Below are 21176 nucleotides of genomic sequence, written 5' to 3'. Positions count from 1 at the left end.
GGTATAGAACTTATGCGGCAGGCTCCTGTTCGCTTCCGTCGACATACGGTTGACGCTTCACCTGCTTTCGGCTGACTCGGCATACATCGCGTCGATGGCACCGTTACAAGAAAACAGTTGTCGCAACTTAAACAGCACTGATATTTCTGCAGTGCAGCGAAGGTCGAGTTTGGAGGTTCCATCATGAGAAAAACACAGCAACAGCCGTTTTCCGGACTGCCTGCTTATGGTGGGTTACGGCAGCATTGGACGAGGGGTACTACCACTGTTGCTGCGGCATATTGCAATTGCTCCCTCCAAGCTAACCATCATTTGTCCATCTGCCGCTGCTGGCGAAGCTGCACAACAGTACGGTGTGACAGTTCTGCAGGAGGCATTGACTGAAGACAACTTTCGCCAATGCCTCGGAGCGCAGCTTCAACCCGGAGACTTCTTGCTCAACTTATCAGTGGAGGTTTCCAGCCAAGCGTTACTCGCCTTCTGCCAGGCACATCAAATTCTATATCTGGATACCTGCACCGAACCCTGGGCAGGCGGTTATAACGAGACAGATCAGGAACCGGAAGAACGCACCAATTACGCGTTGCGACATGGCGTGCTGGCCCTGCGTGGCAGTAACGAAACGGCAACGGCGATTATTACGCATGGCGCGAACCCCGGACTGGTATCCCATTTGGTGAAGCGAGCGCTGGAAAATCTTGCAAGCGACCTCGGCCAAACGCTACCTCCATCCATGCAACGTCAGGACTGGGCCCGGTTGGCACAAGCGCTTGGCGTGAAAGTCATTCACATCGCCGAATACGATTCGCAATGTGCTGATCGCCGCAAGGAAGCGGGTGAGTTCGTCAATACATGGTCGGTGGAAGGCTTTATTGCCGAGGCATGCCAGCCCGCTGAACTGGGCTGGGGCACTCATGAACGTTCACTGCCTGCAGACGCACGCCGGCATCTCTATGGGAGTCAAGCCGCAATCTTTTTGGAACGACTAAGCGCCGCTACGCCTGTGTATACCTGGACGCCCGGTGTTGGGCCGACACTGGGCCTGCTGGTCACGCACAGCGAAGCGATCTCCATCGCCGAATACCTAACAATAGGTGAAGGTCACCATCCGAGCTACCGGCCGACGGTACATTATGCTTATCGGCCCTGCGACGATGCGCTCCTCTCGCTCTACGAGCTGGCAGCGCATCATTGGCAGCCACAAACTCGCCAACGACTGCTCGACGATGACATCACGGTGGGCAGCGACGAATTAGGTGTTCTGTTGCTTGGTCATAAGCGTAACGCCTACTGGTATGGATCCCGCCTCGACATCGAAACGGCACGAGCACTATGCCCACATAACAGTGCTACCAGCCTGCAGGTCACAGCGGCGGTCATGGCGGGAGTTGTCTGGAGTCTTCGTAATCCAAGGCGAGGGATTCTTGAGCCAGATGAATTACCACACAGCGACATTCTTGAGCTATGCGCTCCTTACCTGGGCGAACTGAACGGTTTTTATAGCGACTGGACGCCACTCGCAGGACGTCAATCGATGTTTCCTCAGCCCAACATCGAGCCAGACGACCCGTGGCAATTTCGTAATTTTCGGGCGAACTGGTGACTGAACGGAGAAGCAACGAGAGTCCATCAAACCTTCAGGTTCCTTCTCTAAAGCCCTCGACCGCCTGGGCATAGCGCTGAGTGGTTTCGGTCACCAGGCGTTTTCTTTCGTCTCGATCAATGAATCCTTGTTTCAAACACTCCTCGGCGAGGCGGAGCAGTTGCTCATATTGCTCTTGAGCGGTCATTCGGATTTCTGGCCTTTCCAGAAGTTTGTGCCAGGTTGCTAATGCTTGCCCTTTTCGATCTTCGTACTGGCCATGACTCCATGGTTGGTATTCAGTAGAGAGTCATGACGACGACTGTTTTCCAGAAATTTGAGCGTGCATCCGGCGCAGTCGACAAACCGAGAATGAAAGATAGGTGAGGGATGTCTCGAGCGCATAATCTCGATAGCAGAGCCGTCCGTCAGTAATCCTCCAAGACGCAAAAAGTGAATCGAACCTCGGTCGATTAAAAACATTCTTAAAGGTATGCCTGTGCAGGCCATGCCAGGCTGCTCGTGTAACTCCTCATTTGCCCGCATCGATGTGCGGGCTTTTTTTGCATGGTTGCTGCAAATTCCGGGATAACTGAGATACGCCAACATCCTTATTGGATGCCAACCTTAATATTCTTGAGTGTAAGCCGCTTCTTCAGGCAGTGAACGTAAACACAGCCGTGCGAAAAGCATCGTCCACGCTTAGGAGTGAGAAGTCTGCTTTAGCTGGCATCTGCTTCCTCCATTATCGCGGCAGTTTCATCAACCAAGCTGACCTGTTCGTCACCTGCCACACGAGCGTGCTCGCCGTGCGATAGCTGCAACGAAGTTTTAAGCTGATCCTCAGCCAGATACCAATAAAAGTGGTCAGCACCGTCGGGACAGGCATCCTTTTCCCAAAGTGCATACGCTCTTTCGCGAATTTTCGATTCGTCAATCATTGCCTTTCTCCTGCGGTTTAAATCCAGCGGTCGTGAGGCTGAAGCAGAACAATACAAACGGCGCGAAGACGCCTGGTATTTCGACCACCCTCCTTTTCCTCCATGCTCAATTTTTTTACCGGTTATCTATCGTGATGAACTCAGCGCGCCTCCATGCATCAACCTCAAACAATACGCTTAGGAGGATTAGCAAACATGGCTACCCCACAAGAAAATTTGCTTGATTGGTTGCGGGATGCGCACGCGATGGAACAGCAAGCCGAGAAAATGCTCAGGGCCCAATCCGAGCGGTTGGAGCATTATCCGAAGCTCAAGACCCGAATCGACTTTCACATCCAAGAGACGCTGGGACAGCAGAAGCTGATAGAGGAATGTCTGAGCAGGCTCGGCGGCAGTTCATCCACGATCAAGGACATAACTGGAAAGTTAATGGCGTTTGGCCAAGCCGTTGGCGGGTCATTGATGAGTGATGAAGTCATCAAGGGTGCGATGGCAGGCTACGTTTTTGAAAACGTAGAGATCGCCTCCTACACCGTTTTGATTGCTGCCGCAAAAGCCGCTGGAGACACGCTGACTCAAGCTGCTTGCGAGGAAATCTTGCCGCAGGAGCAGGCAATGGCTGAGTGGCTTTTGGAACATCTTCCTGAGCTCACCCAAGCGTTCCTTGCTCGCTCAGAAGATCCGAACCTTGAAGCGAAAAAATAGAAAATAGAAAAACCAGACGACGTTGCAGTCACAACGTCGTCTTGGTTCGATCGCAAATATTATTTGGATTCCATTGTCGCCGCTTGATTGCCGCCTTGTTCAGCGATCTTCGACAGCTTCTCATCCGTAGCTTTTTCTTCTGCCAAAGTGGCGGCAAGAAGATCCGCTGCGTCTGATAAATTCAAATGTTTGGCCATGGCAATCAAGGTGCCGTAACTCGCGATCTCGTAGTGCTCAACTTTTTGCGCGGCGCCGATCAACCCCGCATCAAGCACCGCGCCTTTTTCGATTTCCTCGAGCAGCTCCTTGGATTCTTCAACCAGCCCTTCCATGGCCACGCATTTCATGCGTTTGAGTTTTAACCCGGTCAACTCGATCAGCTGATCGATGCGTTCAATTTGCCCTTGGGTTTCTTCCAGGTGAGCATTAAAGGCCTCAGCTAATAGCGGGTTGGTAGCTGCTCGCGCCATGCGCGGCAGAGCGCGGGTGATCTGTTTCTCGGCGCTGTAAATATCGGACAGCTCATGGACAAACAGGTCTTCAACAGTTTTTCTAGCCATTGGAAATCTCCTCTCCACTGTGCGCGTCACCGTAGCGGAACGCATCATTTGCATCTCCACGCTTGTGGTATGCATGAAAAAATGACTGATGGTCGTCGGCATGGGTTCAAATTTTTTGCGCTGGTGATCCAGCATTTCATCCCAACGCCGTGTCGAGAAACATCATTACGCCGAACCCGAGCATGAGCCCTAGCGTTGCCGGAGTTTCATGACCGTTACGATGGGTCTCCGGGATAACTTCGTGCGAGACCACGAAAATCATCGCACCCGCAGCGAGTCCGAGCGCGACGGGATAACCCAAGGCAAAACTGCTAGAAATGCCCAAACCGATGATTGCGCCCAAGGGTTCCATCAATCCTGAGCCGACGGCTATCAACGCTGCGCGAAGCGCCGAGATTCCGGTCACCCTCAACGCCAAGGCGATCGCCAACCCTTCGGGAATGTCCTGGATGGCAATGGCGGTGGTCAGCGGCAGACCTACTTTCATATCACCGGTAGCGAAGCTGACGCCGATCGCCATGCCTTCCGGCAGGTTGTGCAACGTGATGGCAAGCACAAACAGCCAGATGCGATTGATGCGCCGAGCCTCGGGGCCGCGTTTTCCGCTTTCGACATGCTCGTGCGGCACAAAGCGATCCAGACCAATCATCAACGCCACCCCCAGCCCCAAGCCGAGTACCACAATGCTTGCCGCCAGCAACTTGTTGTTCGATATCTGCTGGGCCGCTTCGATCCCCGGAAGGATGAGCGAGAAAGAACTGGCGGCGAGCATCATGCCAGCGGCAAAGCCCAACATAATGTCCTGGGTGCGGGAGGCAATGTCGCGAAGGATGATCGCGACGGTTGCCCCCAACGCTGTTGCGGCGAAGCCTGCTAGGCCGCCCAGGAAAGCCAGATGCAGATAGTCTCTTCTAGCATTCACGAAGGCGCCGTAGCCACTGATGATCAGCAGAACCACGACGCTTGCCAGCACACACCAAAAGAACCAGCCCATCCATCCCGACTGAGAAATCTGGACAAACCAAGACCGTCCCGGTGACCGAAGAGGAGCGGACGGTTCGGACATACGACCTCCTAACTAACAGCCATACGGATCACAGATTCGTTGAGGCTAGCGCGTAACTCTCTTGAGATACGCGTGGCCTCACGTTCAAAGGACGAAGCCGTCGCAAGAAACAGATTTCGCGAGTCCAAATGGAATCGCTCGGTTCTGGAATAGTTGATCATCACGTTCACCTCTATAAGCTGAGGAAAGGAACACCGCGTCCCACAGCGATACGCGGTGAATGCTTCAAGCTTCAGGTTCGATCTGTACACCCGCGCCAAGGTCGGCACCGGTGACCGGGTTACTGTCCGGGTCGGACATTGTTCTGGCTTTCATTTCCATCAGTAGTGCGTCGTCCTCAGCGCTCAATTGCACGCTGGCCATGCCGTCACCGCCATCGACCGCTGGCATAGGGTCTTCCACAAAATCCCAATCGCCCCCCTGGTTCCAAGGGCCACGCGTGCTGCCTTCCCCCTGAGACATGTTGAAATACACGTTGGTGAATTCGGGCATACCCGGCAACTTGCCCTGCGGGAAGTTTGGCTGGATGGCATGCAATGCTTTTTCGAAAGACAACTGGTGCGCAATCTCTCGCGTCATCAAAAAACCCAGCGCTTCTTTCACGCCTGGATCGTCGGTGACATTTATCAAGCGCTCGTAGACGATTTTCGCGCGCGCCTCGGCAGCAATATTGGAGCGCATATCAGCTGTGGGCTCGCCAATGGTATCGACATAAGCTGCCGACCATGGAACACCTGCCGAGTTGGTCAGGGGTGCGCCGGCGCCGTACAACAGACTTGTGATGTGAGAGTCGTTACCGGCGCCGTTAATGGCGCGATATAGCTCCCCCTCTTCCTCGACGCCTTCGGCCATTTGGCCTTTTGCACCTTTGTTCAACATGACGATGATCGAGCCGACAATTTCCAGGTGACTGAGCTCCTCGGTGGCGATGTCCATCAACAGATCCTTTCGACCAGGATCGTCTTCCGCCAGAGCTTGGGTGAAGTAACGCGAAGCTGCTGCCAGCTCGCCCTGTGCCCCACCGAATTGTTCAAGTAAAAGGTTGGCCAATCCGGGATTGGGTTGGGCGACGCGCACGGTGTATTGAAGTCGCTTGTTATGCAAAAACATGACAAATCTCCTCAGGCTTAAGAATGTGGCGCCGCCCCCAGCGGGTTCACGCGCCTACTTCTTGTGAAGCAACAGCCCGTTAGAAATTTCAAAAATCTCTTCTGATTGACGACAAGTGGTTGAGGCATGGATGGCGCCCTGCGGCGATAGTGAAGGTACTCGATTGGCGATGCGTTCTTTCCCGACTGCTTTATCTCTTTAGGCGCGAATTTGTGGGGAATAGACGCCACGATTGGGACTCAGAAGATGAATGGAACGGCCTTCACCATTTAGCAAATCAAAGGAACAAACTATCAATTGCAGCGTCAGCCCCTATAAGCGCTTGAGCGATTTCCTCCCCACCCGGCAGGAGAAAAAAAATGAAAAATCAAGGTGTACGCATGTCCAAAATAAAAGCAAATGACCCTATTCGACAGTCGACCAGTCAACCCGAAAAGCAGCCGCAGAACGCAGATAAGAGCGACGGCCTGACGGATGATCAACGAGTGAGTCGTGAAAAGGCTGATCAGCAGAACGGTGCTCGTGTAACTCCCGGCCCCGCTGACTATGATCGACAACCGAAACGCTGATCGTTGGGCTCTGCATTTTTAAAAGGAGTACACAATGTTTGATAAACCAAGATTCATCGTCAGTCTCATCATCGACAACCAGCCACAAAACCGAATTTTGGTGGGCAGAGAAACCCTAGCGCCTAACGAAGCAGAGGCGTTGGTCAAACAAACCTTTGCTGAGCTCTAGGGCGCCTGCTTGAGTGACATTCAGGTTCAAAAAAGAACCAAGCTGGAAGAAGGCGACAATATCCCTGGGCGTTATCACAGCCCTGAATCTGTGCACACAGAGACCGTCCCACATGAATTCGAATAGAGTGAAATGGATTGTGGCGTTGGGTTTATGCCTTTGCGGTGCGATGGCTAACGCCGTCACCGTCAACGCTTTCCTGGAAGAAGCCGCGCAACAGACCGTGTTCCAGACCGAAGGCGCGAAGGTGGCGTTGGAGAAAAGCCAGATGCCAGAAGTGAAGAGTTTCGCCCATCAGATGATCGACAAGAATGCGCAGCTGTACAACAAACTCAAGGCACTCGGTGAGCAATTGCATATGGAGGTACCAGCAGAAGCTTCTCTGGCAGGCAAAGCGAAGCAGATGCGCCTTGAATCACGGGATGATTCTTTCGACCGGATCTATATAGACAGTCAGGCTGAAACTCTTGAACAGAAAGTTTTCCTATTCAAGAAGGAAGCGATGTCTTCGGAGAGGCCGGAGCTGAAAAAATTTGCCGAAAACGAGTTGCCGGACATTTTGAAGCAGGAGCAGGCAGTGAAAAGTCTTCAAGATAAAATCAAGCCTTCGGCAGGCAAACTCACGCCGGCTCAATAATGAGGCAACAAAATAATTGTAAAAGATGCTTCCTCGAATTCCGCCCTGGCTAATCTCTTACGCAGTACGCGTCCATGGAGATCTTGCCTTCATGACGGGTGTTGATCATACCGTCATGAAGTCACCAAGAGCGTAACGGTGTTCTCCCGTCTGGACTGCATCATTCGCCTTCGGTGTGAAGGGCTCGACTGAAGTCGTCGAGCCCACATCGATCGGAAGCAAGCGAAGTTCGGTTAATTCCAGAACCTTCAACATGACTTAAGAAGCGAAATTAGCCTTTACTGTGTTCCGGTGACGTCGGCCCCTCCTTGATGCCGCGAGGCCCAGCAACACCCCAGACGATCAAACCGACCACCGGAAAGACAATCAGGCCGATGGCCCAGGCGGCTTTTACACCCACTGATTTGTCGCTGCGGAACACACTGATCATCGCCCATAGGTCAACGAGCAGGATAATAACGGCGACTGCAATAGCAAAATAGCTGGTAGCTTCAGACATGACTCAACCCTCCTGTGACTGATAGTGTTTAGGCCTTAGGCGGTGCCGGGTGTTCAAACGAATCACTGGTATGAGTTGTGAGTCGACGGGTGTTGCGTTGTGCGAAGAGTTGAATTCAACACATGGGTCATGGGTAAAACTCAAACCTTGTTGTGTTTGGGTGAGGCCAGATTTTTCTTTGTATAACGCGGCCCGGCGTTGCTCCATACGATCCATCCCACAACGGGAAAGAGGACGATGCCGATAAGCCAAGCGGTTTTTTCTCCCAGAGCGCTGTCGCTGCGGAGTACGCTGGTGATAGCCCATGAGTCAACGATGGCGATGATCGCAATGACAATGATCGAAAATTGGCTGGCTGCGTCAGACATGATTCAACTTCCATGGACTGATAATAATAAGGCTCCGGCAAGTTTCAGGGTGTTCACAATTCTCATGAAAAAATTCGCAATACCATAGCCGGTCAGTTTTCTCGGGCAATGATTGAAATCTTGCCATTTCGCTCGATGATCGCGAACTTGATCTCCTCCAGCTTCTCAATGCCTTGGCTAGATCGTGCAGCCTCCATAATGTCGGCTTCCACCAGTCGCGCCTGACGTAACCGTTGATGCAACAGCTTGCCGTTCTCGACGATGATCGTGGGTTCGCCATCGATCAAACGTGAGACCCAGTTCGAACGTTGTTTGAGCAATGAAAACCCAACATCGATAGCGATCAGGGTGACGATAACGAGCATCGAATTCGTCAGTGAAAAATCATCTCCCAGCAGCGCTTGCTGAGTGGCCTCGCCAATGATCATCAGCAATAGAAAATCAAAGGTCGTCAGCTCGGCCAAGGAGCGTCGGCCGGCAATCTTGAACAGCACCATTAACGCCATATACATCGCTGCCGCACGCAATACCGAATCCATAGGTCACCTAGGGGAAAATGAACTGATCAAGTGTTACGCCAAGGCTACCGGGCGTTGTGACGTGACTACGAAAAAAACCTAATCCGTCGCCGCGCAGCGTGAGATACAAGGTGGCTTGCCCCTGATTGTCGGCTTGCACCCATAAGCGCATGCCCTGGGACAAACTTCTGCTGCGCAACGGCTCAGGCTGCAGCGACTCGATGCTGAAGCCCTCTAGCATTTCACCAGATAGATCCAACTCGATTTCGGTTTCCGGCTTTGCGCTGACACTTACCTTCATCGAATTCATCGAGCCATTGCGGTGAAACATCTCGTATTCCACCCTGATGTTGCCATCCGCGCTGTGTACATCCCGAGAACTGAGCAGCCCTCGCGAGAACAGACCAATCAAGCCAAAAAACATCAACAAGACCAGCATGTACCAACCGAGCCGCTCAAAACGCCAAACCTTAATCTGATAGGGCATGTCTTCGCGAATTGGGTAATCACGACTCTTAAGATCCGGGTGCTCGGTATCATCCTTCATCGTTTTGTACCTCACTCTCCAAGCGATGCCTGACTATGAAAATGGGGTAAACGTTGTAAGGCAAACTCTGTTGCCTCTGTTTGCACTTGGCAGCGGGTACCAAAAAAACGATGCTCGTGACTAAACACACTTTTGGCGTCTTTAGATTGAAACGCCCAAGCAAAACAAATGGTTCCTGCAGGAATACCGTCAACGTCTTCAGGGCCAAGAATGCCCGTGGTGGCAACGGCGACGTTAGCCGTACTGTCTTGTAGGGCGCCTAAGGCCATCTCCCTGGCAACCTCCACACTCGTCAGATTGAATGTTTCGATGGTGTGAGCGCTGACATGCAAGAGACGTTTCTTGGCCTGTGGGGAATAAACGACGTAACCGCATTCGATGAACTCGCCGCTGCCTTCGACCTCCGACAATAGCGTTACGATTTTACCGGCGGTACACGACTCCGCCGTTGTCAGTATCAAGGAGTGTTTACGCAGGTAAGCGACTGTGTCGTCAGCGATGGCCATATCAATTCTCGAAAGTTCTTTTTGTGTGACCAGCCTTATAATCCTCTCCCGAGACAGCACGGAGATAAGCTTGGTCAGCTTGCATCCTCAGATCCCGCCACTCGCTCCAAGTCACGATACCCAGTCGATCCATCTCATCGGACTGGCGAAGCAATTCGTCATGATAAGCATCGGGACAATCCATACGAAGCTGCCGGTTTTCCAGTGCGCGATGCCAGGCATCAAGGGCACGCAGTCTCGTCTCTTGAGCGGGTGTAAGTAGATTTTTGAAGGCATTCATCTCATTCGCCCCAACCCGGATATTTCTTGATGGAGCGCTCGGCTACCGCATAGGTTCACTACATCTGACGAAGTGGTAATTTTTAAGCTTTAGTCTCAACCAATCATGGCCATCGGAGTGGTACGGATCAAAATTTCTGCCGCCAAAATCTGCGCTCCTTTCGGCCACGGTTGTAGTTTTGCTACACCCTCCTGACATCTCTATTTCAGCTATTGCCTGACCGCCAGTCTCAACATTTTCTATCACTCTGAACTTGTATCGATTTTTGCCCCTCTCCCATTTACCAATAGGCTTATGAAGGGGTTTGGTTATGAGAGCACTTACCTACCACGGCGCCCATAGCGTGAAAGTCGATACGGTTCCCGACCCAATAATTGAGGAAAGTGACGACATCATCCTCCGAGTCACAGCTACTGCAATTTGTGGCTCCGATCTTCACCTTTATCGCGGAAAAATCCCTACCGTTGAACATGGCGATATCTTCGGCCATGAGTTCATGGGGATCGTTGAGGATGTGGGATCGTCAGTGACCGCCGTTCAGCCCGGCGACCGCGTCGTGATCCCTTTCGTGATCGCTTGTGGTAGTTGCTTCTTCTGCCAGATGGACTTGTACGCGGCGTGTGAAACGACCAACACAGGGCGTGGTGCGATCCTGAATAAAAAGGCCATTCCCCCAGGCGCCGCGCTTTTTGGTTTCAGTCACATGTACGGCGGCATACCCGGTGGGCAAGCAGAATACGTGCGCGTCCCCAAAGCCAACACAGGGCCTTTCAAAGTGCCTGGGACACTCTCGGACGAGAAGGTATTGTTCCTCTCTGACATCCTGCCAACCGCTTTCCAAGCCGTGACTAATACCGGAATCCAAAAAGGCTCCAGCATTGCTATCTACGGCACCGGGCCCGTCGGTCTATTGAGTGCTGCCTGCGCAAGAATGCTCGGCGCGGATCAGATTTTTATGGTCGATCACCACCCTTACCGCCTGGCTTACGCTCAAGAAACCTATGGGGTAATACCGATCAATTTCGACGAAGACGACGATCCTGCAGACACCATTATCCGCCAGACCAAAGGGATGCGCGGTGTCGACGGCGTCGTGGATGCCGTTGGTTTCGAAGCAAAGGGCAGTACCACCGAAACCGTGCTTGCCACGCTCAAGCTCGAAGGCAGCAGTGGTAAGGCACTGCGACAGTGTATTGCGGCGGTAAGGCGCGGAGGTGTGGTAAGCGTGCCTGGCGTGTACTCCGGATTCATCCATGGTTTCTTGTTTGGCGACGCCTTCGACAAGGGCCTTACTTTCAAAATGGGGCAAACCCACGTTCAGCGCTATCTTCCGGAACTTCTCGAACATATCGAGAGCGGTCGCCTGTCCCCCGAAATCATCATCAGTCATCGGATGGGGCTTGAGCAGGCTGCCGAGGGGTACAAGATATTCGACAAGAAGGAAGAGGATTGCAGGAAGGTCATTCTCACGCCGGGTGATAACAAAGCGGCGTTTCCCAACGACGATGAAGCGGTGATTGTCGGTGTTTAGTTTGTTGCGGATGAGAGGAGAGGCGAAATGAATCGCGCCGGGCTCGAGGTCTTTCTCCGCAAACAAACGTGAGCGGTACCCAGACCAGTGGGGAAATGTAAAAAAGAATTTCATCGTACGGAGTTGGTCTATGGGGTAAGTCCCCAAGAGATCGCCATCATGAAATTTTCAAAATTTTGCCAATCACTTTCTCACTGGGCTGGGAGTTCGAAAACCTTTGGTACTGCCGTTATACTGATCATCATGTGGGCTTTCACTGGCCCTCTTTTTCACTACAACGATACGTGGCAACTGATCATAAACACCTCGACCACCATTATTACGTTCCTTATGGTTTTCCTGATTCAAAATACACAAAACCGTGACAACGATATTTTGCATTTGAAAATCGATGAGCTGATTCGAGCCACTAAGGATGCGCAAAATGCTTCCTTGTGCTTGGAAAAAATGGGTACGCGCGACCTCAGAAAACTGCGGGAGCAATACAGTTCCTTGGGCGAAACGGATCAGATAAGTCTCGACCCGATCCAGAGTGAGCATGGACAGGTGCCTAATTTATCAACCCAAGTCAGCTCGGATCAAGGCAACCAGACCAGCCAATGAATTCATGGTTGGGCGGGATCTACCATTGACAAGGCAATTGATTGGCCGCCAGATCGCAGCTTCAACCCTTGGACTTTCGAGGGTCTGCAGAACGAGGAAATGTTCTTTCTTCCTGCAGCGTTCCGTCCTCTTTATGAATCTTGAGCGACGCGGTTTTGCCTTGAAGAAATTCACTGGCGATTGCGGTGATTTCCGCTTTGGTACTTGCCGATTTAGAAGGACGTTGAGCCCCTTCCTTAACCAGTGTCCAAAGGTCTCCATTTTTTGTGATGTGGTAATTTTCCATGATCGTTCCTATGGCATTGAGCACTATCCAACGTTGTCATTGGTTGACCTCTACGCTCTCAACGAGTTTGAATTTTTGAACAGGGGCTTGCGGCTCAGCTCAAACCTCTGAGAAGAGGCGTAAAACAAGGCGTGCGTTGGAGATGGATATGATCAGAGACATCATCGTCATTGGCGGGTCTGAGGGCAGCTTTGAGCCCCTGCGCGCAATTCTCACCGGATTACCCAAGGATATCCCGGCAGCCATTTTGATCGTCATGCATACCGGCCCTTCGAGCCCGAGATTACTGGCCTCAATATTCAATACTTGGTCAACCTTGCCGGTGGCATACGGGAAGGACGGTGACTGCATTGAACATGGTCACGTGTATGTCGCCCCGCCGGATAAACATCTTGAGGTGGTCGAACCAGGAGTCATACATTTGAGTGACGGGCCGAAGGTAAAATTCTCAAGGCCAGCAGCAGATCGCCTGTTCGAGACTGCCGCCTCCGTGTTTGGTAATCGCGTGGTCAGTTTGATTCTGTCAGGCAACGATGGCGACGGGACGGAGGGCGCGAACGCCGTGCGGATGGCCGGAGGATTGTGTCTCGTACAAGATCCCGGAGATGCTGTGGTGCCAAGCATGCCGATAAAGGCGATAGAGAATGATCACCCTGAGTGTTTAGTGAGAACGACGGCGCTTGTAGAGGTGCTTATACATGCCGTAGGAGCTGTGAGATAGCTCACCGGCATGGCCACTACCTTAAAGATAAGTGACAACCGACCTTACTAGGCATCGCCTTAGCAGTAATGCCATGTGCACGACGGCTCTAGGCCGTTTTATTACTTTCGCCAAGGGCAGCAAGCGGCTAAAGGCAATCGCTCAGGTCGGTAGAGACGAGCATTACCTTTTTCTAAACCTGACCTCAACTTGGTTGATCGACGACCATAATCTGTGCCACCCCTACCAGTTCAGCCTGATTCAAAATCTCTCCCGGGGTCGCGTCCGCAGTGGGCATGACCAAGCTGTTCTCGCCATCTCCAAAATGCAGCTCTAGCAAGTGCATAGCCGCCTCATGGACGGGCAACTGAGGCTGCTTGAGCTCAATTTGATGTGTGCGGCGTTCGCCGTCGAACAGATATTCAATCGTGTAGATGCGCATTGTTGATCCTCCGTAGGCGTCACTTACAATCTTGACTTTATGGTCAGTTTTGTAGTTCAGCTGCAGATACCAAAATTGGCTACTGAGAGTTTCATGCGCTTTGGTACACGGCCTTCTCTCGCGAGGAGCCGTCAGCCCTTGGGGTTGAACTCTTCTATCGTGGCTCCCGTCTAGCACATAGATGGAGCACAGAAGTTAAGCTTTAATCCCTAGCGTCAATGGACATATCCATGACCGACAGCGCACGTTTGAATTACTTAAACGACACCCTTTTCGGCCCGATCGCTAAAACGATTGATTGCGACGTAATCATCACGCCCATCACACGAGGTCTCTTTCAGGTACAGGTGATGTCGCCGGTGCCAGATGACCTACACAAGGCCCACTCCTTGACCATTATTCTTTCTTCAGGAGAGCGCTTGAACGGCACGGTGGCTCTCTCCCGCAGACTGGCAAATGCTGATTTGGAGTTGCAGATCGATAGATGAAAATCTATTGCCGCATCTAGGTTTCGGTGATCCTTAAATGAACAAACCGCGAGCTGAGACAGCAGCCGTTCAAACCCTGATGTTTGAACGCAACCAATGGGTTCCTAACAACCCGCGCCTGCCGGTACTCATTTACCCAACTGCGCTGTTCGAGGAACCTTCATCGCCAATGGCTGGCCACCACAATGGCGATATGGGGTTTACAACTATCACCACTACCATACAGAAGGTCATGAAGTGCTTGGCGTCGCCAGCGGTCGGGCTCGGTTGATGCTGGGTGGCCCGGATGGTCATGTATGTGAAGTGAGTCCAGGCGAAGTATTGCTACTGCCTGCTGGCACCGGCCACTGCAATGTAGGCTCCAGCGATGACTTTCTGGTGTCGGCACTTGCCCACCGGGTCAGCAGGCGGATATCTGCCGATACGCGCCGACCAAGGCCCAACTGGCGAGCATCGACAAGCTACCGTTTCCCGACCAAGACCCCGTGCAGGGCTTGCAAGGCGCGGTATGCAGGTATTGGGTTAGCAAGCGTTGAAAGGTTGCAGTCAATCGCGAGCGGCACGAACCTTCCCGCTAAAAACGCTAAAGCCGTAGGTGTTGTAAAAGAGCGTCACCGGTATCAGCACAGCGAAACCGACCAACATGAAAATCTGGCTGGTCGGGCTGGAGGCGGCGGCTTGTAACGTCAAATGCGGCGGGATAATCAGCGGATAAAGCGCCGCGATCATCAATGCGAACGCCAAAACGAAAACGCCCAAAGCAGCAAACAGCGGCAGATACTCTCTACGGCTTTGAAAGCCCAGGATAAAGCCGATCAGCAGTGCAATGAGCACTGTCGCGGCCGGCAGCCAGACCAGGCGATCAAACAACCGGTACGCATACCGAGTGTCCAGTGTCGTTGTCCAGACCACCAGCACGGCCAATAGCAACAAGGTTACGATTGCCAACGCGCTCGCCTGACGACCTGATCGTTGCTGAAGTTCTCCTTCAGTACGCCAATAAAGCCAACAAGCGCCCAGCCACGTGTAACCCAGCACGAGCACGGCTCCACAGAACAGTGGAAACATACCCAGCCACTCCCAGCCGTTGCCACTAAACTGCCGGCCATCATTGGGTATGCCTTGAACCAGCGAACCCAAGACAAGCCCCTGGCATCCACCGGCCAGCAGTGAACCGACCGACAGTAAACCGTCGACAGCGCGCTTGATTCCGTCACTGGGTGCGTAGTCACGAAACTCCAGCGCTACCACGCGAAGAATCAACGCCAAAAACATCAGGATGAACGGCAGATACAGCGCCGGCAGCAGGATGGCGTAGGCCAGCGGAAATAACGCTAGAAGCCCCCCGCCACCTAGCACCAGCCAGGTTTCATTAGCATCCCAAATCGGCAAGATGGTAATTACCATGGCACTGCGGTGTTTACCGCAACGGGTAAGGCCCAGCAGTACGCCGACGCCAAGATCAGTTCCGTCCAGCAGCACATAGCTCAACACCGAAAATGCCAGGGCCGCAGCGCAAAGTAGTGTTATCCAGTCATTGTCCGCCATGGATCATGCCCTCAGGATTCACCCGTCTCGTCAGCCAGGGCTGGCTGCGGCCCGGACTCGTCCTTGTGCGGTGGTTCACGCAGGAGTCGCAGCAGCACCCAAAGGCCAATGCCGAATATCAGCAGGTAGAACAACAGGATTGTCCATGTCGACCCTACGACCTGCTGTCGGGACACCGAAGACAGACTGTCAGCCGTGCGCAGCAAACCGTAGACCGTGAAGGGTTGGCGGCCCACCTCGGTCACTACCCAGCCACTGAGCATCGCCACCAATCCAGCCGGCGCCATTAGTACACACCCGCGCAGCATCCAACGCGCAGCGTACAGCCGTTGTCGCCATCGCAATACCAAACTGCTCAGACCCTGCACCAACATCAATACGCCCAGACCGACCATGATGCGAAAAGCGAAGAACACCGCTGGCACCGGCGGGATGTCCTGGGGCGGGAACTCATCCAGCGCGGCGATGGTGCCACTCAGGTCATGTGTCAGGTACAGCGAACCGATGCGCGGAATCGCCACTTCCCAATGATTGCGCCGCTCGGCCATGTCTGGCAGTGCGAACAAGCGCAAAGGCTCACCTGCACCTTCGGGCGGGCGAGTCCAGGAGCCTTCGATAGCAGCAACCTTTTGCGGCTGAACTTTGAGACTGTGCTGGCCGTGCAGGTCTCCCACCACGATCTGGACAGGTGTGAGCATGACGATTGTCCACAACGCCATTGAGTATTGAAGGCATGCGCGCGGATTCTTTGGCGCACGTAACAATTGCCAGGCGCTGGCTCCGGCCACCAGTGTGGCGGTGCCGAGCAACGCCGCCAATGTCATGTGCACCAGCCGATAGGGGAACGATGGATTGAAGATGATCGCCCACCAATCCTCGGCAACGAAACGGCCACCAGCGCCTATGGCATAACCGGCGGGCGTTTGCATCCAGGAATTGGCCGACAGGATCCAAAATGCACTGATCAGCGAACCGACAGCGACCGCGCAGGTGGCAAAAAAATGCAGACGAGGGCCTACCTTCTTTCGCCCGAAGAGCATGATGCCAAGGAAGCCTGCTTCCAGGAAAAATGCGGCCAGCACCTCGTAGAACATCAATGGGCCGAGGATATCTCCCGCCTGAGTCGAAAGCCGCGACCAATTGAGCCCGAACTGATATTCCAGTATCAAACCTGAGGCGGTGCCCACCGCCACGTTGAGGGCAAATACTTTTAGCCAGTAACGGTAGACGTCCAGGTAGACCTTTCGTCTTCGCCATAGCCACAGCGCTTCGAGCACCATCAAAAAATTGGCCAGCCCGATGGTCAGTGCCGCTAGCACAATATGAAAACTGATGGTGATCGCGAACTGGGCACGCGCCGCCATCAGCGCCGAATCAACCGCGTCCATGCTGTTCACTCACCATTATCCAACACAGGCAGGAAAAAGCTGTTGGTAGCAGCAAGCACAGGCAACCGAGGTAGCCAAAAGTATTGGCCGGAATAGGCATGGCAAGTGTCCGGTGCAGTATTTGTCGGTTGACTCGCGGCAGTCCCAATGATTCCGAAATTCAAAAATTTGAACGGAGTACAACTGCGCGATCACCGGTCAAGAGATTGAGCTGTGTTCTCTTCACAGCGGACAGACGGTTATCAGTTAAATAAGGGCAACTCCACGTTCGTCGCGACTTCTCGACAAATCGCCAAAGGGAATCCGATTCGCGTTAGCCGGCTCGCTTCTGCCGATTGGGTAAAAACCACTTACTCGCTCGATTGGCGATTGTTTGAAGGATCCCGCCATGCCAAAGCTCAAACTCGGCGTCGAAGCCGGCGCACTCCACAAGGTCATGGTTTGCTCACCCGGTCTGGCCCACCAGAGGCTGACTCCGGGCAACTGCAACGAATTGCTGTTTGATGACGTCCTCTGGGTCGCACAGGCCAAGCGCGGAAATTTCGACTTTGTGACCAAAATGCGCGAACGCAACATCGACGTGCTCGAGATGCGTAACCTGCTGACCGAGCTCGTTGCAGATACTAATCTTGGAGAGGCTGCACACTTCGGAGCTATCGACGGGACAGGCATCGATTCGGTTGCGCTTTGAAATCCAGCGAAAATCGTGTTTTGAGATTCTTTGAACCAGAGTTTGGACTTAGTGCCAAGGATCAGGGCAGGATAAGCGAAGCCTTGTCCCAATTCAGCCTTGCACTTTTCCACCACTGCGCCGGATAGAGTTTCCGGCATACGTCGGGTGACAGGGTCAGTTATGAAATATTCCTCTTCAATACCGAACTTCAGCGTTCTGTTCATTGGAGTCTCCTGTGAGAAAGCCACTGCGTGAATCACCCGTTCCAGCGGACATTTCGCCCGGTATGTACCACGAGCAAATCAGTGGTAGTCCTCTCCTGCGACTGCACGCAAATAGGCCTGATCCGCGTTTATTCGTAAGTCTCACCATTCCTCCCAACTTACGATTCCCTGGCGATCCATCTCGTCAGCTTGTCGCAGCAATTCTTCGTGATAGGCATCTGGACAATCCATACGCAGCGAGCAGTTTTCGAGCGCTCGATGCCAGGAGTCCAATGCACGAAGTTTTCGTTATTGAGCCAGCGTCAGCAAGTTTCTGAATGAGTTCATGGCTGCCGGAATCCCAGAGGTATTTCGGAATGGATCAGGAGAGTTCGGTACAGGTTCAGGAGGGCCGACAAGAGGCTAAAACGCTCAGTCGGCCACACCGTTCGCTAGTACAACATTCTAGAAAAAAACCCGAGATTCAGAAGCCTACGATTGTCCGACAAACGTTTTGAATTTTTTTTGGCGCGCTCACTCCTTTGTCTATGAGCATAAGGAGGGGTCTCATGAACACCGGACTTTTCGTCATTGAATACAAGCTCCATGGGGAGCCGAAGTCCTTCATCACCCGGACAAAAACAATGCGCAATGCGGATGCTTGGCATTGGGCGAGTTGTGATGCTGGATTAGCTCCTATACCAAAGCTTGGGAGACCGCCACTAAAAGCCGTCTCGAAACCTCAAGCGGAAAAGTATGGGGTGACTGACGTCACATGGCGGGAATCCGCAACGTTAGATTGGACGGAGGTTTCAACGTCATGAGCGTAAACACTACAAAAAACGTTTCCGACTCGGCTGGAGACGCTGAAGTAGATCGATCCACAGCGCTTTTTTTTGAGGCGGATCGACTGGACGCCTTCGCTTACAGCATTCTAGATACTGATGCCAGAACCGAGGAAATTTTGAAAAAATTCACGGAAGCGAAAGCTATCGCTGATGCCAAGCGAGCCGACGCATCTCGGATTTTTACACAAGCAAGACGTCCGAAAAACGATGAGCTATAGGCACGTTGTCAGAGGAAAGCCTGGCGTGTAAAACGCTGCTATGCACCTGGATTTGTAAGTTGAATATACACAGACCAAATAGCTAGTAGCACCCAAAATGTCGCGAAGATCCAAGGGGTACGAACGGAAAATAGCAACGCCTTTCGATACCCCTTGTGGGTCGACTCACGTTCGCTGAACAGCGGCGAATCGTCATATGCAAGCCCCATCATCGGTTCACTTCTCAGAAGCTCGCTCTGCTTGTAATACCAGTGGTCGATGATGTCATATGCCGCTCGAATGCCTGGCCAGGCATTCAACGAGCTGAGCACTCCCAGTAGCGCAAGAAACGGCGGCACCACCAAGGTGAAGAGTTTTCCCCATTCAGGGTTGAGATTGGCCATACAAGACGCAAAGGCGATGACCAAAAAGGATTGAGCTGCGAGATAAGCATCCGTTCGATTGGCCAAGATGCTCGTCTCGTACTGAATCTCCCTCCGATAAAAATCCAACCGCTCTTTTGGCGATCCGAACATCTTGGCGTTGTGCTCGGTCAGTTGAGTGTCGTCCAGGTGGGATGTCAAAATTTTCGGCAAGATAAATTTCCTCTGATCAGTTAACACGAAGCTCATGTTCAGCCTAACGCTGTGTCGCCACGAAATACCCGCAGCCCCCCTCATTCCAGATGACGGAGCGCGTTATGGGGAGTTCCAATGAAATGATGAGCTATGCAACTTGCTCCCTAAGTGCGGATGGATAGACGATGGCCCCAACGATCTGTGCGCCCTTTTAGTCAGATCGATGGAACATTGTTTACAGCCCATCCTCTATCGCAACACCAGCTAATCTGAGGATGTCACCATGATCAACTCACTAACCGGTATGAAGTCAGGCGAGCGTTACACCATCGAAAGACTCGAACACACTCATGGTTTTCCAGGCTTTTTTCTCGATGGAAAGTATTACTTGGAGCCCGAGTTAATGACCGCCGTAGGGTGGCTCGAGGGCCAGCAATTTTTGTATGACGAACTGGATCCTACTGGCAAACCGGTCTTTCCAAATCGGGTGGTGGGCACCATCGAAGACCTGACATTAACCTTGGCCGATGGTGCGCGCCTGAAGTTGAACCAGATGCGCTATACCGCTCAGGTAGATCCCCCGACACAAGGTATCAACGCCATCCCTGATCTTTACCGTCGCCAGGCATCTGGCCTGCTCTACGACAAACTGGTCGTCATCACCGGCGCATCAAGCGGCATAGGTCGTGCGGCGGCACATGCGTTCGCCAGCGAGGGCGCCCGTCTAGTGCTCGGTGCTCGTGATGAAGTGGCGCTCGCTGAAGTTGTCGAAGAATGCGCCGCACGTGGTGCCAAGGCCCTACCCGTCCAAACTGATGTGACGAACAGCGAACAAATGCGAGCGTTGGCTGATCAAGCGGCTGCATTTGGTGATGGCCGCATCGACATTTGGATCAACAATGCAGGTGTCGGTGCGGTGGGCAATTTCGAGGAAACACCTCTTGAGGCTCATGAGCAGGTGCTGCAAACGGATTTGCTCGGTTACCTGCGCGGCGCCTATGTGGCATGGCCTTACTTCAAGGCGCAAAAAAGTGGCATTTTGATCAATACCCTTTCACTCGGGAGCTGGGTCGCACAACCCTATGCAGCAGCTTACTCGGCAAGCAAATACGGGTTGCGCGGTTTGAGCGAAGCGTTACGAGGTGAACTGAATGAATATCCCGATATCCATGTCTGCGACATCTATCCAGCCGTCATGGACACTCCCGGATTTCGTGACGCAGGTAACTTCACTGGTCATGCACTCAAGCCACCGCCACCCATTTATGATCCGCATCTCGTCGCCCAAGCGATGGTGGCTTGCGCGATCCGTCCAAGGCCGAGTACCACCGTGGGTGGTGCCGCCACGATGGCGCGGCTGGCGCATTTTTTGGTGCCCGGCTTTCCCCTACTGTATGGATGGCTGACTCGTATGGGCTTGAAACACAGCCCCCAGTCGGCATCGTCATCAGGCAATCTTTTCATGCCGCCAAATGGTCAGCGTCGCGTTGAAGGTGGCTGGCGTGCAGCCAAGCAGAGACCTTCGTTGCTATTAGCAGTCGGCTCAACCCTATTACTTGGCGGAGCTCTGTTAGCGCTTAGCCGTCGTGGACGGCGAGAGCGTGCGCACGTACCAAAGAACTGATGGGTATTGC

Annotated in this window: 28 protein-coding genes and 3 pseudogenes; 14 read left to right on the top strand and 17 right to left on the bottom strand. The window is 53.0% G+C overall.

Annotated elements, in window-relative coordinates:
- Nucleotides 1-226: 226 nt before the first annotated feature.
- A complete protein-coding gene (locus tag D8U18_RS20560; RefSeq protein WP_131108293.1) occupies nucleotides 227-1603 on the top strand; it encodes a saccharopine dehydrogenase C-terminal domain-containing protein in 1377 nt (458 codons plus the stop codon).
- Between the two features lie 34 nt (nucleotides 1604-1637).
- Here D8U18_RS20560 and D8U18_RS28785 read toward each other — a convergent pair whose 3' ends face one another.
- Both D8U18_RS28785 and D8U18_RS20555 read right to left on the bottom strand, forming a co-directional pair.
- Nucleotides 1638-1790, bottom strand: a complete 153-nt coding sequence (locus tag D8U18_RS28785; RefSeq protein WP_177435045.1) for a hypothetical protein — start codon at nucleotides 1788-1790, stop codon at nucleotides 1638-1640.
- A 514-nt stretch (nucleotides 1791-2304) separates the two neighbouring features.
- Nucleotides 2305-2523, bottom strand: coding sequence for a DUF2934 domain-containing protein (locus D8U18_RS20555; protein ID WP_131108292.1), 219 nt, complete (start codon nucleotides 2521-2523; stop codon nucleotides 2305-2307).
- A 195-nt stretch (nucleotides 2524-2718) separates the two neighbouring features.
- On the opposite strand from D8U18_RS20555, the gene D8U18_RS20550 reads away from it, so the two are divergent.
- On the top strand, nucleotides 2719-3228 hold the full coding sequence (locus tag D8U18_RS20550) for a DUF892 family protein (RefSeq protein ID WP_131108291.1): 510 nt from the start codon (nucleotides 2719-2721) through the stop codon (nucleotides 3226-3228).
- Between the two features lie 59 nt (nucleotides 3229-3287).
- Here D8U18_RS20550 and D8U18_RS20545 read toward each other — a convergent pair whose 3' ends face one another.
- The 3 genes from D8U18_RS20545 to D8U18_RS20535 form a co-directional block, all read right to left on the bottom strand.
- Nucleotides 3288-3788, bottom strand: a complete 501-nt coding sequence (locus D8U18_RS20545; protein WP_131108311.1) for a ferritin-like domain-containing protein — start codon at nucleotides 3786-3788, stop codon at nucleotides 3288-3290.
- A 136-nt stretch (nucleotides 3789-3924) separates the two neighbouring features.
- Nucleotides 3925-4854, bottom strand: a complete 930-nt coding sequence (locus tag D8U18_RS20540) for a ZIP family metal transporter (protein ID WP_131108290.1) — start codon at nucleotides 4852-4854, stop codon at nucleotides 3925-3927.
- A gap of 225 nt (nucleotides 4855-5079) precedes the next feature.
- A complete protein-coding gene (locus D8U18_RS20535; protein ID WP_131108289.1) occupies nucleotides 5080-5964 on the bottom strand; it encodes a manganese catalase family protein in 885 nt (294 codons plus the stop codon).
- Between the two features lie 359 nt (nucleotides 5965-6323).
- Here D8U18_RS20535 and D8U18_RS20530 point away from each other — a divergent pair, with 359 nt between their 5' ends.
- From D8U18_RS20530 to D8U18_RS20520, 3 genes are all read left to right on the top strand, one after another.
- Nucleotides 6324-6533, top strand: a complete 210-nt coding sequence (locus D8U18_RS20530; RefSeq protein WP_131108288.1) for a hypothetical protein — start codon at nucleotides 6324-6326, stop codon at nucleotides 6531-6533.
- Between the two features lie 34 nt (nucleotides 6534-6567).
- A complete protein-coding gene (locus tag D8U18_RS29245) occupies nucleotides 6568-6702 on the top strand; it encodes a hypothetical protein (protein ID WP_277752484.1) in 135 nt (44 codons plus the stop codon).
- A gap of 112 nt (nucleotides 6703-6814) precedes the next feature.
- Entirely contained in the window at nucleotides 6815-7339 is a 525-nt protein-coding gene (locus tag D8U18_RS20520) for a DUF4142 domain-containing protein (protein WP_131108287.1), read from the top strand.
- A 271-nt stretch (nucleotides 7340-7610) separates the two neighbouring features.
- On the opposite strand, the gene D8U18_RS20515 is transcribed toward D8U18_RS20520, so the two are convergent.
- From D8U18_RS20515 to D8U18_RS20490, 6 genes are all read right to left on the bottom strand, one after another.
- Nucleotides 7611-7838, bottom strand: coding sequence for a PLD nuclease N-terminal domain-containing protein (locus tag D8U18_RS20515; protein ID WP_110749947.1), 228 nt, complete (start codon nucleotides 7836-7838; stop codon nucleotides 7611-7613).
- Nucleotides 7839-7978: 140 nt separating this feature from the next.
- Nucleotides 7979-8206: a PLD nuclease N-terminal domain-containing protein gene (locus D8U18_RS20510; RefSeq protein WP_131108286.1), complete on the bottom strand. Its 228-nt coding sequence runs from the start codon at nucleotides 8204-8206 to the stop codon at nucleotides 7979-7981.
- Between the two features lie 92 nt (nucleotides 8207-8298).
- A complete protein-coding gene (locus D8U18_RS20505; protein ID WP_131108285.1) occupies nucleotides 8299-8745 on the bottom strand; it encodes a YetF domain-containing protein in 447 nt (148 codons plus the stop codon).
- Between the two features lie 7 nt (nucleotides 8746-8752).
- Complete coding sequence (locus D8U18_RS20500) at nucleotides 8753-9271, bottom strand: hypothetical protein (RefSeq protein ID WP_131108284.1); 519 nt, start codon at nucleotides 9269-9271, stop codon at nucleotides 8753-8755.
- Between the two features lie 11 nt (nucleotides 9272-9282).
- Nucleotides 9283-9777, bottom strand: coding sequence for a CinA family protein (locus tag D8U18_RS20495; RefSeq protein ID WP_131108283.1), 495 nt, complete (start codon nucleotides 9775-9777; stop codon nucleotides 9283-9285).
- Nucleotide 9778: 1 nt separating this feature from the next.
- Nucleotides 9779-10057, bottom strand: coding sequence for a hypothetical protein (locus tag D8U18_RS20490; protein WP_131108282.1), 279 nt, complete (start codon nucleotides 10055-10057; stop codon nucleotides 9779-9781).
- Nucleotides 10058-10367: 310 nt separating this feature from the next.
- On the opposite strand from D8U18_RS20490, the gene D8U18_RS20485 reads away from it, so the two are divergent.
- Nucleotides 10368-11588 carry a zinc-dependent alcohol dehydrogenase gene (locus tag D8U18_RS20485; RefSeq protein WP_131108281.1) on the top strand — a complete coding sequence of 407 codons (1221 nt, stop codon included), beginning with the start codon at nucleotides 10368-10370 and terminating at the stop codon, nucleotides 11586-11588.
- Nucleotides 11589-11747: 159 nt separating this feature from the next.
- Entirely contained in the window at nucleotides 11748-12191 is a 444-nt protein-coding gene (locus D8U18_RS20480) for a low affinity iron permease family protein (RefSeq protein ID WP_131108280.1), read from the top strand.
- A gap of 61 nt (nucleotides 12192-12252) precedes the next feature.
- On the opposite strand, the gene D8U18_RS20475 is transcribed toward D8U18_RS20480, so the two are convergent.
- Nucleotides 12253-12477, bottom strand: coding sequence for a DUF2188 domain-containing protein (locus D8U18_RS20475; RefSeq protein WP_131108279.1), 225 nt, complete (start codon nucleotides 12475-12477; stop codon nucleotides 12253-12255).
- A gap of 142 nt (nucleotides 12478-12619) precedes the next feature.
- On the opposite strand from D8U18_RS20475, the gene D8U18_RS20470 reads away from it, so the two are divergent.
- Nucleotides 12620-13198, top strand: a complete 579-nt coding sequence (locus D8U18_RS20470; protein ID WP_131108278.1) for a chemotaxis protein CheB — start codon at nucleotides 12620-12622, stop codon at nucleotides 13196-13198.
- Nucleotides 13199-13382: 184 nt separating this feature from the next.
- Here D8U18_RS20470 and D8U18_RS20465 read toward each other — a convergent pair whose 3' ends face one another.
- Complete coding sequence (locus D8U18_RS20465; RefSeq protein WP_131108277.1) at nucleotides 13383-13619, bottom strand: hypothetical protein; 237 nt, start codon at nucleotides 13617-13619, stop codon at nucleotides 13383-13385.
- Nucleotides 13620-13849: 230 nt separating this feature from the next.
- Between D8U18_RS20465 and D8U18_RS20460 the strand changes: the two genes are divergently transcribed.
- Together D8U18_RS20460 and D8U18_RS29095 are read left to right on the top strand one after the other, a co-directional pair.
- Complete coding sequence (locus tag D8U18_RS20460) at nucleotides 13850-14107, top strand: hypothetical protein (protein ID WP_131108276.1); 258 nt, start codon at nucleotides 13850-13852, stop codon at nucleotides 14105-14107.
- A 37-nt stretch (nucleotides 14108-14144) separates the two neighbouring features.
- Nucleotides 14145-14643: pseudogene (locus tag D8U18_RS29095) on the top strand (cupin).
- A 10-nt stretch (nucleotides 14644-14653) separates the two neighbouring features.
- Here D8U18_RS29095 and cydB read toward each other — a convergent pair.
- A complete protein-coding gene (gene cydB, locus D8U18_RS20450) occupies nucleotides 14654-15655 on the bottom strand; it encodes a cytochrome d ubiquinol oxidase subunit II (protein ID WP_131108275.1) in 1002 nt (333 codons plus the stop codon).
- 11 nt (nucleotides 15656-15666) lie between these two features.
- On the bottom strand, nucleotides 15667-17043 hold the full coding sequence (locus D8U18_RS20445; protein WP_131108274.1) for a cytochrome ubiquinol oxidase subunit I: 1377 nt from the start codon (nucleotides 17041-17043) through the stop codon (nucleotides 15667-15669).
- Nucleotides 17044-17431: 388 nt separating this feature from the next.
- On the opposite strand from D8U18_RS20445, the pseudogene D8U18_RS20440 reads away from it, so the two are divergent.
- A pseudogene (locus D8U18_RS20440) lies at nucleotides 17432-17659 on the top strand (arginine deiminase family protein); the annotation flags it as partial.
- Nucleotides 17660-18018: 359 nt separating this feature from the next.
- Here the strand turns inward: D8U18_RS20440 and D8U18_RS29090 are convergent.
- Nucleotides 18019-18213 (bottom strand): annotated as a pseudogene (locus tag D8U18_RS29090) (hypothetical protein).
- A gap of 275 nt (nucleotides 18214-18488) precedes the next feature.
- Between D8U18_RS29090 and D8U18_RS29085 the strand changes: the two are divergent.
- Both D8U18_RS29085 and D8U18_RS20425 read left to right on the top strand, forming a co-directional pair.
- On the top strand, nucleotides 18489-18743 hold the full coding sequence (locus D8U18_RS29085) for a DUF6555 family protein (protein WP_131108273.1): 255 nt from the start codon (nucleotides 18489-18491) through the stop codon (nucleotides 18741-18743).
- Entirely contained in the window at nucleotides 18740-18985 is a 246-nt protein-coding gene (locus D8U18_RS20425; RefSeq protein ID WP_131108272.1) for a hypothetical protein, read from the top strand. The genes D8U18_RS29085 and D8U18_RS20425 overlap by 4 nt, the downstream gene beginning before the upstream one ends.
- 38 nt (nucleotides 18986-19023) lie before the next feature.
- Here the strand turns inward: D8U18_RS20425 and D8U18_RS20420 are convergent, their stop codons facing one another.
- Entirely contained in the window at nucleotides 19024-19500 is a 477-nt protein-coding gene (locus D8U18_RS20420) for a hypothetical protein (protein ID WP_131108310.1), read from the bottom strand.
- A gap of 325 nt (nucleotides 19501-19825) precedes the next feature.
- On the opposite strand from D8U18_RS20420, the gene D8U18_RS20415 reads away from it, so the two are divergent.
- Nucleotides 19826-21166, top strand: coding sequence for an SDR family oxidoreductase (locus tag D8U18_RS20415; protein WP_131108271.1), 1341 nt, complete (start codon nucleotides 19826-19828; stop codon nucleotides 21164-21166).
- Nucleotides 21167-21176: the final 10 nt, after the last annotated feature.

Source organism: Pseudomonas sp. Sample_10, from assembly GCF_004321495.1.
Lineage (GTDB): Bacteria > Pseudomonadota > Gammaproteobacteria > Pseudomonadales > Pseudomonadaceae > Aquipseudomonas.
The sequence above is the reverse complement of the archived record's forward strand: the minus strand, read 5'-3'. Positions and strand labels throughout refer to the sequence as shown.